Genomic DNA, 16,313 nt, shown 5'->3' with positions numbered 1-16,313 from the left:
ACTCACCAGCCTTCCCGTTTTCACCATCCTACTTTCGATGCACAAGAGTCTTTTGACGCTCGTTGGGGGCGCTATCTGTTTAACTACCTACGGGCAGAGCGCAGGTAGTTCTTCGCCGCCGCAACCTTCGCCCTTGCCGCCGCATGCCGCGCCGGCCCCGCGCCCCGCAGCCACTCATGCCGACACCGTGCAAGCCCTTCATCACCTGTTTGCGAAGCACCGCACCGGGGGCTGGATCTGGACGACTATCGGGGGGCTTTTTGCCGTGCGCATTGCCACGGTAGCGGCTGCCAGCAGCAGCTCCGGCAGCCTATCCAGCAATACTGGCGGTACCATTGTCGGTATTGGGCTGTTTGGCGGCGTTCCGGCGGGCATCGGTATCGGTAAGCTGGCTCGATTTAGCAAGGCCAACGAGGAGCAGACGGTGGTCCTCTACGATAAAGCGGGTATTCTGCCGCCCTACGTGCGTACAAGGCTCCGGAAGAAATACTTTCTCAAGTAGTCTTCTCCGAAATGCCGGCGGGGCAGCGGGGTGCCCCGGCAAGGTCTTGCCTGCGAGCTTGTGCCACCGCCTGCCAGAGGCTTGCCCGCGCTGCCGTACCTTTGGTCCGCGCCCCAGCTACACGGGGCCGTTTTAGCTGTGTTATGGAAACTTTGCTGGGCACCGACCTAAACCACGCCGCCGCCTTGTTGCGGGCGGGCGAGCTGGTGGCCATTCCCACCGAAACGGTGTACGGACTGGCCGGCAACGGCCTGCGGGAGGAGAGCCTGCGCCGCATTTTTGAGGCCAAGGGCCGCCCGCTCAGCAACCCGCTGATCCTGCACTTTGCCAGCGCCGCCCACTTGGCTGGCTATGTGCGGCCCGAGGCCGTGCCCGCTGCCGCTCACACCTTGCTGGCCGCCTTCAGCCCCGGCCCGCTCACGCTGCTGCTGCCCCGCGAGCTGGCTGTGGTGCCCGACATGGTGACGGCCGGCCTGCCCGACGTGGCGGTGCGCATTCCGGCGCATCCGCTGCTGCGGGAGCTGCTGGTCCGGCTCGACTTTCCGGTAGCGGCTCCCTCCGCCAACCCCTTCGGCTACATCAGCCCAACCTTGCCCGAGCACGTGCTGCGCCAGCTGGGTGGCCGCATTCCCTACATCCTCGATGGGGGGGCCTGCCAGGCGGGTATTGAAAGCACGGTGGTGGGCTTCGGGCCCGCAGGCGAGCCGGTGGTATACCGACCCGGGGCTATTTCCCTGGAAATGCTCCAGGCGGTGGTGCCGGAAACCCGCCTGCGCACGTCGGCTGAGAAGGCGCAGCGGGTGGCCAGTCCGGGCTTGCTGCCCTTCCACTACTCGCCCCACACGCCCTTGCAGCTTTTCGGCCCCGGCCTGGTGGAGGTGCCGGCCTTCGACCCCACTGTTACTGGTGCCCTCACCCTGCGCGACCCGGTACCGGGCCTGCCCTTAAACCAACAAGTGGTGCTGAGCCCCGGCCGCGGCGACCTGGCCGAAGCCGCCCACGGGCTCTACGCCGCCCTGCACCGCCTTGATGGGCTGGGTTTGCGCCAACTGCTGGCCGAGCGGCTACCGCAGACCGGCTTGGGCGTAGCCCTCAACGAGCGGCTGGAGAAAGCCGCCGCACGGTAGCCGGTTACCATAGAACAAAACCAAAGCCCCGCTGGCAGTGTGCCGGCGGGGCTTTGGTTTTAAGGCAGCGGAGTCTATTACACTTTTGACTTAGTCCTTACTTCCGTGTTCTCCTTCTTGTCAACTTATACCGCCTAGGGCTTGGTATCTATAAACCGTGGCCGCTGCTGGCGCATAGGAGCTGAGTCCCCTGAGGTAAGTTAGTGCGCTTTGGGCAGGCCCAGCAGGTAGAGCTTTTTTGCTTTGCCCGCGATGCGGCCGGTTTTCCAGGTGTAGTCGGTTGCTTGCAGTCCTTCGAGCAGTATAGCCATATCCGCTAGTGTATAGGTGCGGGCGTTGGAAACGGCGCCGTCCCAGGCAAAGCAAAGGGGGATAACCGGAACTATATAAGTGAAAAACAGCTGCCGGAGCGTGAGGGGCCGCGCAAAGGGCGTGATGAACAGGACCATCAGGAAGTTGGGCAGCAAGGCCAACCACCACAGGCTAATCGGGAAGCTGTTGTCGCTGATTTCGTACACGCAGATGGGCTGGTGCTGGTCCCGCGCGTCTTGCAGAATGCCGCGCGCTACCTCCGGCCGCATGTGGTGCAGGCTGCAGATCATGGTGCGCACACCGCGCAGCTCCGCATCTACGCGGGTGGCATCAATGGAGCGGGTTTCGTAGCGGATGCCGGCTTTCTGACCGTTGATGCGAGCCGCCAGCTCCAGATTGGGGTACAGGTCCGTGAGGGTGAGCTGCAGGTGCTGCCGGCCGGGCTCTTGCTTCAGCGCCTGGAACGCTTCCAGCATGGGTCCGCCGCTGCCCGAGCAAAGGTCCACGATGGCCGCCCTTTCCGAGTGCGCCAAGGCCCGCCCGAGCAGCTGCTGCAAGTCCGCCGACGAGCCCAGCAGCTTGTGCATAACCACAATCAGCCGCGTCAGGCCGATGCGCAGGGTGTTAGGAAACCAAGCGAAGTCTTCAAACTCAAACAGGTGGATGCGTTTCATGTTGCTAGCGGCAAGCGGAAGACAGCGCCGCGCCGCAAACCAGCCAGCGCGGCAAAATCAGCTCCCATACAGCTGGCTATTTGGGCTGCCGGTTACGAGCTGCTTTTGCCGCGGCAACTTACGAGGCCGCATCGGCAAGGCTTAGGAAATTTTGAGCGGCGCAGTAGTACGCAAAGGCCTTAAAGCGGCTAGGGGCCTGACGTGCGGCATCAGTAGCGACAGACATGCTTCGACTTCGTGGACGCTAGATGAAGCAGGACGTTCTATTCCTGCCCGAGCTCCTGGCTTTCCTCGTTTTCCTTCTTATCTACCTGCTCCGTTTGGGGTTGGGTATCGATGAACCGCTCCCGCTTCTGGTGAATGGGGGCGGCACCCGTGAGGCCTACGCCCGCGGCAGCCAGCAGCAGCATGGCAATCAGGCCGAGCAGGCGCAGGAACTTCTTGAGCTTTTCCATAGAGGCGTAAGCTGTGTGGGGAGCAAGTGCAAAAAGTGGCTGGCACCTTTAGAACGTCATGCTGAGCGGAGTCGAAGCATCTCTACCGCTTCGTTGAATCGGGGCAGGCGAAGCGGTAGAGATGCTTCGACTCCACTCAGCATGACGACCATTTTTGATTGGTGGCCTTAGTGAGTAAGAAAAAAGCCCTGCCAGTATGGGTACTAGCAGGGCTTTTTATCAGCCATTTATGAGGTTACACGCCGGGGATTTCCACGTCCACGTTGTTGAAATGCACTTGCCCGTCTTCGAGCACGGCTTCCACCACGGCATCCTTCGACACTTTGCCGCTCAGGATTTCCTTGGACAGCTCGTTCAGGATTACCCGCTGCAGCACGCGCTTGAGCGGGCGGGCACCGAACTGCGGGTCGAAGCCCTGCTCGCCGAGGAAGTCGAGCACCTCGTCGGTGGCTTCCAGGCGGATGCCGGCTTCTTCCAGGCGCTGCTGAATCTGCTTGAACTGGATGTCGACGATGCGGCGGATTTCCTTGCGCTTGAGGGGCTGGAACATCACGATTTCGTCGATGCGGTTCAGGAACTCGGGGCGCATGTGCTGCTTCAGGCGCTCCACCACTTCCTCGCGGGTGCGGTCCACCACTTCTTCGTGGTTGTACTCGTTCAGCTCCTTGAAATTGCGCTGAATGATGTCGGCGCCGGTGTTCGAGGTCATGATGATGATGGTGTTCTTGAAGTTCGCCACCCGACCCTTATTGTCGGTAAGGCGGCCGTCGTCGAGCACCTGCAGCAGGATGTTGAACACGTCCGGGTGGGCCTTCTCGATTTCATCGAGCAGGATGACCGAGTAGGGCTTGCGGCGCACGGCCTCGGTAAGCTGCCCGCCTTCGTCATAACCCACGTAGCCGGGAGGCGCCCCGATCAGGCGCGACACGGCATGGCGCTCCTGGTACTCGCTCATGTCGATGCGGACCATGCTGTTCTCGTCGTTGAACAGGTACTCGGCCAGGGCTTTGGCCAGCTCCGTCTTACCGACGCCCGTCGTGCCGAGGAAGATAAACGAGCCGATGGGGCGCTTGGGGTCCTGCAAGCCGGCGCGGGAGCGGCGCACGGCGTCGCTGATGGCCGCAATGGCTTCCTGCTGACCGGCTACGCGCTTGCCCAGCTCGGCTTCGAGGTTGAGCAGCTTCTCGCGGTCCGACTGCAGCATTTTGCTCACCGGGATGCCGGTCCACTTGGCTACTACTTCGGCAATGTCCTCGTGGGTTACCACTTCCTGCAGCATAGAGCCGCCGTCCTTGTTGGCGTTGGCCTGCTCCTGCAGGGTTTTGAGCTGAGCTTCGGCTTCCTGAATTTTGCCGTAGCGCAGCTCGGCCACGCGGCCGTAGTCGCCCTGGCGCTCGGCCTGCTCGGCTTCCACCTTGAAGCGGTCAATGCTTTCCTTCACCGTCTGGATGTTGGTCAGCACGTCCTTTTCGCCCTGCCAGCGGGCTTTCAGGGAGTCGCGCTTTTCCGACAGCTCGGCCAGCTCCTTGTTGAGCACGGCCTCGCGGTCCTTGTTTTCCTCGCGGCGGATGGCTTCGCGCTCAATCTCCAGCTGCATGATGCGGCGCTGCACCTCGTCGAGCTCCACGGGCATGGAGTTCAGCTCGATGCGGAGCTTGGCGGCGGCTTCGTCCATCAGGTCGATGGCCTTGTCGGGCAGGAAGCGGTCGGTGATGTAGCGGCTCGACAGCTCCACGGCGGCAATGACGGCGTCGTCGGTGATGCGCACCCCGTGGTGGAGCTCGTACTTCTCCTTGATGCCGCGCATGATGCTGATGGCGTCCTCAATGGTGGGCTCGTCCACCATCACGGCCTGGAAGCGGCGCTCCAGGGCCTTGTCCTTCTCGATGTACTTCTGGTACTCCTTGAGGGTGGTGGCGCCGATGGCGTGCAGCTCGCCGCGGGCCAGGGCGGGCTTGAGCAGGTTGGCCGCGTCCATGGCGCCCTCGCCGCCCGCGCCGGCCCCGATCAGGGTGTGCATCTCGTCGATGAACAGGATGATCTGGCCTTCGGAGTCGGTGACTTCCTTGATGACGGACTTGAGGCGCTCCTCGAACTCGCCTTTGTACTTGGCGCCGGCGATGAGCAAACCCATGTCCAGGGACATGATGACCTTGTCCTTGAGGTTCTCGGGCACGTCGCCGGCCACGATGCGCTGGGCCAGGCCCTCCACGATGGCGGTTTTGCCCACGCCGGGCTCCCCGAGCAGCACGGGGTTGTTTTTGGTGCGGCGCGAGAGAATCTGGAGCACGCGGCGGATTTCCTCGTCGCGGCCGATAACCGGGTCCATCTTGCCGGTGCGCACCTGCTCGTTGAGGTTGCGGGCGTAGCGGTTCAGGCTCTGGTACTGGTCCTCGGCCGATTGCGAGGTGACTTTGCGGCCGCCCCGCAGCTCTTTGATGGCGGCTTTGAGGTCTTTGGTGTTGAAGCCCGTGTCCTTGAGCAGGGTAGCGGTGGCGTCGCGGCCATCGACGAGGGCCAGCAGCAGGTGCTCTACGGCTACGTACTCGTCGCCGAACTCCTTGAGGAAGTTGTTGGCGCGCTGCACGGCGTTGGCGGCCTCGTTGGCGAGGTAGGGGGAGCCGCCGCTTACCTTGGGGTAGGCTTCTACCTGGGCATCGAGGCGGGGGGTGAGGATATTGAGGTTGGCGCCGAGCTTCTTGGCGAGGAAGCCGGTCACGTTTTCATCCACCTGAAAGAGGGCTTTCAGGAGGTGGCCCGTTTCGATGGCCTGCTGCTGATGGCCGCCGGCAATTTCGGTGGCCTTCTGCACGGCCTCCTGGGCCTTGATGGTGAAGTTATTGAAGTTCATAGCTGCTAGGTCTTAGTAGGTGGCTTCGGGTTGGAAGCTCTACGCAGTGACTAGCAAACGGGGTGCGAGAGGGGTCTTACTGACGTTTTGGCGGTTAAATAGGTATTTGCCTTGTGGGAAACAGCCAAATTTTCCGATTCTATCCTGCCGTACCACGTAAAAAGTCCGGTTTTGGCTGTTCCAACGCTTCCGGAACAATGTATAGCTCCCGGAACATTTGCTCTACCTGCGTCAGCAACTGCGGTTCCGGGTTGGCTTTGTTTTCCAGGAAGTAGGCGCTGATTTTGGGCATAGGGTGGTGAATAAACCGCGTTGGGCCCACGAAAGCCGTGACCATATTGAGGTATACCCGGAACCGCTTGGTCGTAGCTCGACCCTCACCCAACAGAGCTTCGCCCACGAAACCGGCTGAAGCAAAAGGGGCGCGGCGGCAGATATCCAGGAAAATCTGCGTGCAGGTAGTAAGAATGCGGAACGCGTCGCCGTCGTTTACCAGCAGCCGGAACCGATTGGACGAAGCTTTTAGCGCCAGCGGGTAATACTTGAGCACGTACACGTGGTGTTGATACTGCTCGGCCTCCACCACGTAGCGTTTGTTTTTGCGGGTGCGAAACGTGTAGTAATGGGTGCAAACCAAAGGGCCGTCTTTGTGGGACGGCCCTTTGCGGTAATGGAACGGGTAGCCTTCGCCTAAATCGCGCTCAAATAGCATATTTGTAGGCATTGCGGCGCAGCCGAACTAAATCTTCCTCGCTCAACGTGTCGAACTTGAGTTGGCTGGCGTATGCGCGGGCCTGGGCCAGCCGCTGCTCTTTGGTGAGCTTGGGCAATGAGGCTGGCTGGGGGGGGAGGTTGGTAGTTTCCATAATGCAGAGGATTAAGCAGTTGTAATACTGCGAAGGTATGGTGAATGGTTCAATAGATGTAAGATGGGCGAGTGACGTGGTATGAATCCGGTGGGTAGTTGCGGTACTTCGAAGTCTGTGTATATCACAAACCAATATGATCATTTATACTGTCGTTATATCCTCCATACTCCCCATATTGACCATCGGTTAGTTCATCAAATGCCTGCTTATATACATCATCTGTATCATTATTGTCTTGGTAGGTGAAATCCTGCGAATCATATTTTAGAAGTTTTTTATAATTTTCTTCTATCGTATTCTTATATATAGCCATTTTTGTGGCTTCAATCAATGGATTGAAAATGGCTGAATCTTCAGAAGAATACGAGGCTGTAAATGAGTTTAGATAAAAGCATGGTAGATTGGTAACTAAAGGAATATTGTCCTTGTTTCCATCCAAGTAGAATGACTTGATATTTTTGATACACCAAAATATGTATAGTGGATTTGCTTCATACAATTCAACTTTTCTTAATGCTTGATGATATTGGCATGCGTTATCTGTGGTATTAATTGAATTCAAGGCTCGGGTATATATTCCTGAGCTAACTTCTTGTGGCGATAAATCCTGAGTGAGATATTCTTTTACTATATCAAAACCTAATTTTGAAAATGTTTTGTTAATAGTATGGTCTGGATTAAATGCTGTTACTGTAAGTCTGTTGTTTTCATGTATTTCAGATGTGTATGTTATATTATGAATAGAGAGTGAATTTAGAAAATCTTGTAAAGTGCTTTTGTCTATGTTTTCAAAATTAAACGCTATAACGTCGCTATTTTCGAGGTAAGATTCCTTTCTAAGTATCAATTTTGTAGATTCAATCAAAAGGTTCTGAGCGTAAAGGGCTATAAGCATGGGGCTTCCGGTATATATGTGCCCAATGGTACGTCCTTTGTGATGACCGAAACTAATTTTAGAGTTTAGTGAGTGCATCTTCATGTGAAACTGACTTGACTTACGTGTAATTAAAAAGCATTAGCTGCCTCGTCTAGTTCTTTTTGGCTAAGCGGCGCATCAATCCAGTTCTCCAGCCGGATGCCCGTGAGCTCTACGAAGTGGCGGGTGTTGCGGGTGGCGAGGGTGAGGCCGTGTGCCAGGGCGGTGCTGCCGATGAGCAAATCAAAGTCATCGACTGGCCGGCCACTTCGCCGCAAGGCGGCTTTCTGGTCGGCAAATATTTCCAGCGCAGGCCCGATGGGGAGCACCTGCTCGGCAAATAACTCCCGAAACTCCGCTACTTGCTTACGTTGACGGGCTTGCCAAGATGGAGCACTGTTGGCCGCGCCGAATAGCAGTTCCGCAATAGTGATTTCGGACACGAAGCACTGTACCAAACCGACTGCGGCCAGCTTCTCGTCGAGCCGGTGCTCTCCTCGTAAAAAATGGACACAGATGTTGGTATCGAGCAAATAGCCAGCGCTCATAGCTCGATGTCAGGGCGGTTGCTCTGGCGAGACTTCTGCAACATCTCGTTGATTTCGTCCCCAGTTTCATCCGATTCCCAAGCCCCAAACAGGGCAAAGAACTTACGCTCCCGTTCTTCCAAGGACAACTTGGCGGCGGGTGAAGCCGTGGCTTTTACGCCCAGTCGCTGCGCCAGACTCAGCAGCAAATGCAGGTCAGAATCGTTGGTTGGCTCTAAAACGAGGGTGGTAGTCATAACGGAAAGATGCTGAATGACGAAGTGAAACGATACCGCTTCTGAAGGTAAGTTACACAGAAGCTCCCGTTTCTTCAGCGGCAGGGGCAGCGGGCGGGAGTATTGATTCTGTTGTACGTTACCCCGGCTGCTCCGGCGTCTCTTCGCCGCCTGGGTGGCTGCCGGGGCGGTCTACTACGATGCGGGCGGCCTGGATGCGCTGGTAGAAGGCGGGGGCGGAGCGGGCGTATTTGCGCAGGCTGCGTTCGAGGCGGTCTTCGAGTAGGGTGGCGAGCTGGGCGAACTGGTCTTTGATGGCGAGGCGGGTGGCTTTGCCTTCGCTGATTTGCTGGCGCGGGTCGTTTTTGCCGCCGTTGAAGCTGGTGAGGGCCGTTTGCAGCTCGGTGAGGCGGGCGGGGGTGAGGCCGTAGTCGGCGAGGGCGGTTTTGTGGGTGGTGGCCTCGTCGTAGATGTGCTGGGCCAGATCGGCCAGGGCGGTAGCGCGCAGCTTGCTGAGGGTGGAGTAGTTGTAGTCGGCGCTGGTTTGCAGGGTGCGGTTTTGCTGGTCGGTGGCGTAGCTGTACACGTCGCCGGCTACTTCGGCCGCGGCGGTGGCTAGCAGGTGGCGGCGCTGGCTTTTGGTCTTGGAGGCGCCTTGGCTGGCGGTGCGCAGGCCCTGCTGGCGCAGGGGCTTGAGGGTGGCGAGCAGGGCGTCGAGGTCGGTGCGGATTTTCTGCAGGGCCTTGTCGGCGGTGTAGGTAGGGGCGGCCTCAGCCAGGGCGGCAGACACGTTTTCGGCGGCCGTGAGGCGGTTGTCTTGTCGGGCGGTAAGCATAAGGAAAAGGAAGAATAAAGGATGAGAAATGAAGAATGCGACAGACGGCAATAGGCGAATAAGGTAGCGGCGCGATAATGGAATAAGAATAGCGGATTGCGGCGCTATTTCAAAGCACCGACCGGGAAAACCCGGTGCTGGAGCCGGAACGCCTGAAACCGGGGCCGGGACGGCCGTGTCCGCACCCGGAACCGGTGAAACATACCCCGGAACGACCGGCGCCGGGGCCGGAACGAGTGAACCATAACCCGGAACACTTGAAACAAAGGCCGGAACCAATGAAACATAGGCCGGAGCGCCTGAAACCGAAGCCGGAACCGTGAAACATACCCCGGAACGATTGGCGCGGCAGCCGGGACTTTGGGAATCCGGTGGCGGGCGTTTTGCTATTCGTGCGGCGGGCTTTTGGCGAGCAATGGGCAGCCGTAGGCGGTAAGCGGGAAAGCGCGGCGGTTTGCACGGCAGGCGCGTTCAACGTCAGGACGCGGGCAGCCTCTGCCCAACTGGCATGGGGCTTCCGCTGGCTCGGCTGCGCTCAGCAGGACAGCCGTTGTTTTTTACTGCCTACGGTGTTTGTTGTTGGTTGCGGCGCATAGCCTGGCTGCCTGGGTGCGGACTTAGCCCAGGTTTCGCCAGCAGCCAGTGCAGCGCGAAGAAGCTACCAGAAATTGCTTAGGCCGCCTGTTCCTGTTTGCCTTTGCCGAATAGCTTCTTGGCCACGTGCACCAGCTTCTCCACTACGAAGCCAATGAGCAAGCCGCCCAGGGCGCAGCTCAGGGCTTTGGCCAGCCAGGCCACGATGGGCAGGTGGGCTAGCGACACTTCCAGCTCGTGGAGCAGATGGGCCGTGAACGGGATGCCGTGGGCAATGATTTCGGCACCGACCCAGAGCATGGCGGCGGTGCCCACGTAGCTGAGGAGGTTCAGGAAGTGGGGCATGAATTTGACGAGGCCGCGCCCGAATTTCTGGGTGCCGGGGTGAAATTTGTCCTGGGCCAGGTGGACGCCGATGTCGTCGGCCTTCACGATGAGGCCCACAAAGCCGTACACGGCCACGGTGATGAACACGGCCACGGCCAGCATCACGGCAATCTGGTTGGTGAGGGGCTGGTCGGTGACCTGGCTGTAGGCAATGGCCATGATTTCGGCCGACAGGATGATGTCGGTGCGCACGGCCCCGGCCACCCGCTCCTGCTCCAGCTCCTCGGGGGTAATGGTTTTTAGCTGCTCGGTTTCGGCCGTTACCTCGGGGTGCTTGCTGAACATGCCATGCACCTTTTCATACCCCTCGAAGCATAAGTAGGCGCCGCCCAGCATGAGAATGGGCGTAATGGCCCAGGGCGCAAAATACCCGAGCACCAGGGCGGCGGGACTTAGAATAAACAGCTTGTTGATCAGGGACTTTTTGGCTATCCGGTAAATAATGGACAGCTCCCGGGAGGGGTCGAGGCCCACCACGTACTTGGGCGTCACGGCGGTATCGTCGATAACAATGCCGGAAACTTTGCCGGTGGTCTTGGCAATCTGAGCGGGCACGTCGTCTAAGCTGGCGGCGCTTACTTTTACCAAAGCGGAAATGTCGTCCAATAGCGCGAAAAACCCTGATGCCATGTAGTCTGTGGTTGTGACGTAAATCTTGTTTTCAGCTGAGTACGCGTTTTGGCGCCGAATAGCTGCGCGGCAAGTTAGGGCTGATTTCGGCAACCGGGCCGCGCACGGCGGAGCGGCGGGACGTAGATCAGGTGGGCCGGCCAGGAGCGGCCGCAGCATCAGGGCTGCTGAAAAAGCCGGATGGTGTAGTCGAGCAGGTCGGGGCCACCCACGGCGCCGTGCCCGGGTACTACCACCTGCACGGTGGGGTAGGCCTGCTTTACCCGGGTCACCGTGGCGGGCCACGCCGGCACGTTGGCATCGGCCAGGTTGCCCTTGCCCGCCTGCAGCTCCTTGATCAGGCAGCCCCCAAACAGTACTTCGTCGGCGGGGAAATAGCCGACTACATTGTCGCGGGTGTGGCCTTCCCCAAAAAAGGTGACGTACACCCGGGCCGAGCCTACCTTGAGGGTGAGGCGGCCGTTGAAGCCGCGCTGGGGCACGTGGAACTGGTGCTGCCGGGCGTAGGCAATAGTCTTTTTGTGGGCGTAGGAGGGAATGTGCTGACGCTTAAACTCGGGGAGGCCGCCCACGCAGTCTTCGTGAAAGTGGGTGGGCACCACGGCCTTCACCCGGCAGTGCAGCTCCCCGTTTATCCAGGCAATCAGCTCCCCGGATTCTTTGTCGCCAGTGGGCGTATCGAACACCACGGTTTCCTCGCCGCTTTTCACCACCAGGCCGTTGCAGGGCACTTTGCCGAAGGTCTGGGTTTGCAGAAAAGAAGTATGCACGTAGCTGTTGGGCGCTACCTGGGTGATGGTCAGGGTGGCGGACTGGTACACTATTTTTTCGGAGCCGGAAGCCCGGGGCAGGTGAGGGCCGGAGCTGGCAACGGCGGCCAGAAGGGAAAGAACGAGCAGGAAGTTCATGAGCGGAAATAAGCGGAAAGCCTGGTTGGCGGCCCCAAGATACTTCGGGGCGTGGTGCCAGTTCCAGGGGTCTTGGTTGCCCAACGCATCCAAACGGCCAGTCACCCGGTTTGGACCTACCGTTTTGCTGCGCTACTGCACAGCAGGCCGGCGGCACCGCCATGCATGAAGGCGGCTGCGCGGCTACTGCCCCAGCTGTGGGGAGTAGCTGCGCAGCCGCCTTTAGGTGCTGGTAGCAGCGGGTACTTAGGCGGCCTGCTGTTCCGTCGCGCCAGCACGGCGGAACAGTAGGGCCGAGGCCACCCACAAGCCCGCAAACAGGGTATTCAGCACCACTACCCACAATACCCCCATTGTTAATTCAGGCCGCCAGATGAGCATAGCCACGAACGGCACGGCAACGTGCGCCAGCGCCGTGGCAAACAACGCCCGCGCCATGCCCTGTGGCCGAAGCTGAGCCACTACGGCGCCGATAAAGCCCACCACTAGTACCCCGCCGTACAGCAGGTTGGCGGGGTTGTCTTCATTGCCGATAAAGCCCACCGCCAGGTTGCCCCACACGAGCAGCAGGGCCGCCGCTACTGCTATCCCTACCGCCAGCTTGTAGGCGCGGGGGCGGGTGCGGCTGGCTACTAGCAGAAACACGAGCCCTGTGCCCAGCAGCAGTACACCAGCCACGACAAAATCAGCTACGCTCCAGTTGACGCCGGTATTGAACTGCATGGCTACGAGGGGAATAAGTAAAAGCAGCGCAACAGCCAGGGCCAGGCGCAGTAGATTTTTATGGAGGGTCATGGCAGGGAAGCGAAAGAGTTTGAGAAGATAAGTAGTTGGGGGCGTGGTTGGGCTAGGCCAGGCGCGGGGTAGAGGACGCGTCGGTGTTGCTGGCCCGGCGGAACAGCAGCCCGGCTACCGCCCACAGCGCCGCGAACACGCCATTAGCAACCAATACGTTCACGAAGTAGGCCGAGGGCTCCTCGGTGCCGGGGGCCGGCGGCCACACAAACATGGCAATGGCAGTAACGACCAGATACGTAAGCGCCGCCGCAAACATGGCGTTCGACAGGCCCCGGGGCTGGAAGCGGGTCACCACCCCCCCAATGACGGCCACGCCCAGTACTGCGCCATACAAGAGGTTGGCGGGGTTGTCGTTGCTCCCCACAAGCCCCACGGCGGCATTGGCCCACACGAGCAGCAACCCGGCCAAGACGGCTACGCCGGCACCTAACCGGTAGGTGCCATTGTTGCCCATGCGGGCAATGAGCACAAACGTGAAACCCGCTCCGAATAGCACCACGCCGCCAAACACAAAGTCAGATGGAGTCCAGTTTACTTCGGTGGTGTACTGCATAGCCACCAGCGGGATGAGGAGCAGCAAGGCCGTAGCCAGCGCAACCCGAACAAGGCTTTTGGTGAGAGACATGATGGTAGAAATAAGAAAGGAGGTTGAAAACAAGTGTCTGGGCAACTACATGGTAGCCAACTGCTTTAAGCAGTGGACCCGGATCGATGCAAAGGATGTAAAAGAACTTTGTATTTCAAAGTTATATGCAAATAAAATATTGCTCTTCGCTACAGCTGCTTCCGGATAAGAGAAATGCGTGCCGCCACAACGACCCGCTCAGGCTACGTTTGCCGACCCCGATGACGTGGCAGAATTGGGTGCGACGCCTGGGGTGGATTAACCTCGACGTTAACTCCCCACTGCCCGGCTGCGTTTCACTGGCTGCACCGCTGTTACTGGCTGGGCTATCTGCCAATGAAGCTGTTCCTGAATTTTTGCGGGCTTTTCCTGGTCCTGCTGCCAGCCAGTACCTCTGCCTGCCCGGTGTGCCGGCCGCGGGTGCAGGCGGCCATTCACGGCCCTGGCTACGCCCAGCAACTTGGCATGCTGCTGCTGCCGGTGGGCGTGTTGCTGCTGGTAGGAGTAGGCGTGTTTTTCGCTCCCGCCATTCGCCGTCGTTTCACGTTTACCCCCGCCCCGCATGACTGACTCTATCACGCTGCACCGCGCGCCCCTGGTAGCGGCCGGGTTGTTACTTGGGGCGGGCCTGGGCGGTTTCGTGGATGGCATTGTGCTGCACCAGATCCTGCAGTGGCACAACATGCTCTCGAACCAGCTCCCACCCGACAACCTGATTAATGCCAAGGTGAATATGTACTGGGACGGGGTATTTCACGCGGCTGTGTGGGTGCTGACGGCGGTAGGACTGCGCCTGCTGTGGGCGGCCGGGAGCCGGGCCGACGTGCCGTGGTCGGGTCGTACGCTGGGGGGTGGGTTGCTGCTGGGCTGGGGCTTGTTCAACGTGGTAGAGGGGCTCATTGACCACGCCCTGCTGGGCTTGCACCACGTGAATGAGTACGCCGCTGACAAACTGCCCTGGGATATGGCCTTCCTGGGGTTTGGGGCGCTGCTGCTGCTGGCTGGCTACGGGCTGGTGCGGGCCGGCCGCCACGACACGGCGGTGCGCGGCACGCGTAGGACTTAACCCTCTACTGCATCTATTATGCTGCCTGACTGGTTTATTGGCTGCTCTGGCTACCACTACCGCCACTGGAAGGGCGCATTCTACCCCGAAAAGCTGCCCCAGCGGCGGTGGTTTGAGTTCTACAGCCAGCACTTCAGCACCCTGGAGCTAAACGTGACGTTTTACCGGTTTCCGCAGCTTTCGTTTGCGGAAGGCTGGTACGCGGCCAGCCCACCGGGTTTCCGGTTTGCCGTGAAGGCCCCGCGCCTGATTACGCACTACAAGCAGTTCCATGATACGGCCGGGCTGCTGGCTGATTTCTACGGCACCCTGCAGGAAGGGCTGCGCGAGAAGCTGGGGCCCGTGCTGTTTCAGCTCCCGCCCAAGGCTGCCTATACCGAGGAGCGGCTGGCCCGTATCCTCGACAGCCTGGACCCGGCCTTTCGCAACGTGCTGGAGTTCCGCCACCCCAGCTGGTGGACGGGGAAAGTGTACCAGGCCCTGGCTGCCCGCGGCGTGAGTTTCTGCGGTCAAAGCCACCCCCTGCTGCCCGACGAACTGGTGCGCACCGCGCCCGTGGGCTACTACCGCCTGCACGGGGCCCCCGACCTGTACCGCTCGCCCTACTCCGAGGGGTTTCTGCGCCGGTTGGTGCAGGACGTACAAGAGCCCGGAGCACCGCTGCAGGAAATGTACTGCTACTTCAACAACGACATCGACGCCTCCGCCATCGGCAATGCCAAGCAACTGCGGGCCCTGGTGGGGCAATAAGGCTGTGCGGCTCGAAAAGATAGTGCGGTTCGCTCCATCAACACGAAAGCGGGCCGGCTCCTTGGAGCCGGCCCGCTTTCGTGTTGATGGATATAAATCCAAGAGCCTAGCCGTGGCGCTGCTTCCACTCATCGGCGAGGCCGAGCTTCTTGGCAATGTCCTTGAACATCTCGGGGTCGAAGTCGTCTTCGCCGGGCGAGGAAAGCTGGGGCTCTTGCTCCAGCACGGGGTAGGGCACCCCCTGAATAGCACCCTGCACCACTTCCAGTGGGGAGCCGTCTTCGGGATGCACGCCGTTCCAGATCAGGCCTGCCTCGGCGTAAGCGTTGGGCGAGAAGGTGTAAAGCTGGCGGTGCAGGCCGTGCTCCATAAACTTGCGGGCCTCGGGAAACTTGGCATTGGACAGCGGCGGCACCGGCATGATTTTCTTCACATCGACGCCGGTAATAACCTCCAGGGCCTTGGCGTAGGCGTACACGTGCAGACCACCGCGCACCAGCAGGTAGCCTACCATGGTGCGGGCGCAGGGGTCGGTTACCATTTCGTAGGCCTTGATTTTGTTGGCTCGGGCTCCGCACTCCAGGAAGAAGTTGTGCAGCAGGTCGAGGCGCAGGTTGCCGGAGCTGTTCACGTACTGCCCCGTCCAGGGGTTGCCCATCGAGTCGAAGGGTAGGGCGGCTTGGCCGCTGGCCAGAAAGTGGTAGGTATTGCGGGCATCCACGGCATCGGAGAGGGGGCCCGACTTAGGGTCTTTGCCGCGCTCCGTCACGCCGGTGAGCAGCAGGTTGATGGCGTAGCTGACGGCCTCGATGTGCGAATACTCCTCGGCCGCAATGGCCGACGTGAGGGCGTAAAAGGGCCGAAGCCGGTCGCGCCCCCGGAAGTTGAACGACTGGAACGTGTAGTTCATCAGCGTGCTCATTTCGCCGAATTTGCCGCCCAGCAGCTCCTGAATAGCGGCAGCATCGTTGGCCGAGGGATTTTTGGGTTTTGGCAAATCAAGCGCCAACTCATCGAGACGAAGAATCATCGGAAAGAAAGTAAGAAGGTGAAAGAAGGTCGGGGGAGGGGCCAAGCCCGGATACGCCACGTGGGGGCGCCAACTGCACTATTCAGGTCTGATACAGAAAAGCATACGCAGGCCAACAGGCCCGGTCGCGTGCAGAATTTGGCGGCTCGACGGTAACAGACGCATCTATGACCGGCTTTTCTGGGTCGCCAATGGCCAACAAATAGGGCATCGACCGTGCC

General features: G+C 59.8%; 19 protein-coding genes. 5 read left to right on the top strand and 14 right to left on the bottom strand.

All coding sequences use genetic code 11. The features are described from left to right. Positions 1-133: 133 nt before the first annotated feature. Both FY528_RS09330 and FY528_RS09325 read left to right on the top strand, forming a co-directional pair. The gene (locus tag FY528_RS09330) at positions 134-502 is read left to right on the top strand and encodes a hypothetical protein (RefSeq protein WP_187632061.1); all 369 of its coding nucleotides are present in this window, start codon (positions 134-136) and stop codon (positions 500-502) included. 143 nt (positions 503-645) lie between these two features. Beyond that, on the top strand, positions 646-1,629 hold the full coding sequence (locus FY528_RS09325; protein ID WP_149070732.1) for an L-threonylcarbamoyladenylate synthase: 984 nt from the start codon (positions 646-648) through the stop codon (positions 1,627-1,629). A gap of 200 nt (positions 1,630-1,829) precedes the next feature. Here the strand turns inward: FY528_RS09325 and FY528_RS09320 are convergent, their stop codons facing one another. The 13 genes from FY528_RS09320 to FY528_RS09265 all read right to left on the bottom strand — a co-directional run bounded on the left by FY528_RS09320 (position 1,830) and on the right by FY528_RS09265 (position 13,246). Continuing rightward, complete coding sequence (locus FY528_RS09320) at positions 1,830-2,615, bottom strand: hypothetical protein (RefSeq protein ID WP_149070731.1); 786 nt, start codon at positions 2,613-2,615, stop codon at positions 1,830-1,832. A gap of 263 nt (positions 2,616-2,878) precedes the next feature. Continuing rightward, positions 2,879-3,070, bottom strand: coding sequence for a hypothetical protein (locus FY528_RS09315; protein ID WP_149070730.1), 192 nt, complete (start codon positions 3,068-3,070; stop codon positions 2,879-2,881). Positions 3,071-3,305: 235 nt separating this feature from the next. Next, positions 3,306-5,921: an ATP-dependent chaperone ClpB gene (clpB, locus tag FY528_RS09310; protein WP_149070729.1), complete on the bottom strand. Its 2,616-nt coding sequence runs from the start codon at positions 5,919-5,921 to the stop codon at positions 3,306-3,308. A gap of 139 nt (positions 5,922-6,060) precedes the next feature. After that, a complete protein-coding gene (locus tag FY528_RS09305) occupies positions 6,061-6,633 on the bottom strand; it encodes a hypothetical protein (RefSeq protein WP_149070728.1) in 573 nt (190 codons plus the stop codon). Then, positions 6,623-6,787, bottom strand: coding sequence for a hypothetical protein (locus tag FY528_RS21225; protein WP_187632060.1), 165 nt, complete (start codon positions 6,785-6,787; stop codon positions 6,623-6,625). Before FY528_RS21225 ends, FY528_RS09305 begins: the two co-directional genes overlap by 11 nt. A gap of 124 nt (positions 6,788-6,911) precedes the next feature. Further along, positions 6,912-7,685, bottom strand: coding sequence for a hypothetical protein (locus FY528_RS09300; protein ID WP_149070727.1), 774 nt, complete (start codon positions 7,683-7,685; stop codon positions 6,912-6,914). A 110-nt stretch (positions 7,686-7,795) separates the two neighbouring features. Beyond that, complete coding sequence (locus FY528_RS09295) at positions 7,796-8,254, bottom strand: type II toxin-antitoxin system VapC family toxin (protein WP_149070726.1); 459 nt, start codon at positions 8,252-8,254, stop codon at positions 7,796-7,798. After that, entirely contained in the window at positions 8,251-8,490 is a 240-nt protein-coding gene (locus FY528_RS09290; RefSeq protein ID WP_149070725.1) for a hypothetical protein, read from the bottom strand. The genes FY528_RS09295 and FY528_RS09290 overlap by 4 nt, the downstream gene beginning before the upstream one ends. A 118-nt stretch (positions 8,491-8,608) precedes the next feature. Then, positions 8,609-9,304 carry a hypothetical protein gene (locus FY528_RS09285; RefSeq protein WP_149070724.1) on the bottom strand — a complete coding sequence of 232 codons (696 nt, stop codon included), beginning with the start codon at positions 9,302-9,304 and terminating at the stop codon, positions 8,609-8,611. Positions 9,305-9,976: 672 nt separating this feature from the next. Then, the gene (locus FY528_RS09280) at positions 9,977-10,915 is read right to left on the bottom strand and encodes a DUF808 domain-containing protein (RefSeq protein ID WP_149070723.1); all 939 of its coding nucleotides are present in this window, start codon (positions 10,913-10,915) and stop codon (positions 9,977-9,979) included. Positions 10,916-11,073: 158 nt separating this feature from the next. Next, positions 11,074-11,823 carry a subclass B1 metallo-beta-lactamase gene (bla, locus tag FY528_RS09275; protein ID WP_373281613.1) on the bottom strand — a complete coding sequence of 250 codons (750 nt, stop codon included), beginning with the start codon at positions 11,821-11,823 and terminating at the stop codon, positions 11,074-11,076. 246 nt (positions 11,824-12,069) lie between these two features. After that, on the bottom strand, positions 12,070-12,618 hold the full coding sequence (locus FY528_RS09270; protein ID WP_149070721.1) for a hypothetical protein: 549 nt from the start codon (positions 12,616-12,618) through the stop codon (positions 12,070-12,072). Positions 12,619-12,670: 52 nt separating this feature from the next. After that, positions 12,671-13,246: a hypothetical protein gene (locus tag FY528_RS09265; RefSeq protein ID WP_149070720.1), complete on the bottom strand. Its 576-nt coding sequence runs from the start codon at positions 13,244-13,246 to the stop codon at positions 12,671-12,673. 336 nt (positions 13,247-13,582) lie between these two features. On the opposite strand from FY528_RS09265, the gene FY528_RS09260 reads away from it, so the two are divergent. Genes FY528_RS09260 through FY528_RS09250 form a run of 3 tightly spaced genes read left to right on the top strand, consistent with a single transcriptional unit; the run spans position 13,583 to position 15,062 of the window. Beyond that, positions 13,583-13,816 carry a hypothetical protein gene (locus FY528_RS09260; protein WP_149070719.1) on the top strand — a complete coding sequence of 78 codons (234 nt, stop codon included), beginning with the start codon at positions 13,583-13,585 and terminating at the stop codon, positions 13,814-13,816. Beyond that, positions 13,809-14,312 carry a DUF2243 domain-containing protein gene (locus tag FY528_RS09255; RefSeq protein ID WP_149070718.1) on the top strand — a complete coding sequence of 168 codons (504 nt, stop codon included), beginning with the start codon at positions 13,809-13,811 and terminating at the stop codon, positions 14,310-14,312. The genes FY528_RS09260 and FY528_RS09255 overlap by 8 nt, the downstream gene beginning before the upstream one ends. An 18-nt stretch (positions 14,313-14,330) precedes the next feature. Further along, positions 14,331-15,062: a DUF72 domain-containing protein gene (locus FY528_RS09250; protein WP_197748839.1), complete on the top strand. Its 732-nt coding sequence runs from the start codon at positions 14,331-14,333 to the stop codon at positions 15,060-15,062. Between the two features lie 106 nt (positions 15,063-15,168). Here the strand turns inward: FY528_RS09250 and FY528_RS09245 are convergent, their stop codons facing one another. Further along, positions 15,169-16,092 carry a manganese catalase family protein gene (locus FY528_RS09245; protein WP_149070717.1) on the bottom strand — a complete coding sequence of 308 codons (924 nt, stop codon included), beginning with the start codon at positions 16,090-16,092 and terminating at the stop codon, positions 15,169-15,171. Between the last annotated feature and the right edge of the window lie 221 nt (positions 16,093-16,313).

The sequence above is a fragment of the Hymenobacter lutimineralis genome, from assembly GCF_008271285.1.
Lineage (GTDB): Bacteria > Bacteroidota > Bacteroidia > Cytophagales > Hymenobacteraceae > Hymenobacter > Hymenobacter lutimineralis.
The sequence above is the reverse complement of the archived record's forward strand: the minus strand, read 5'-3'. Positions and strand labels throughout refer to the sequence as shown.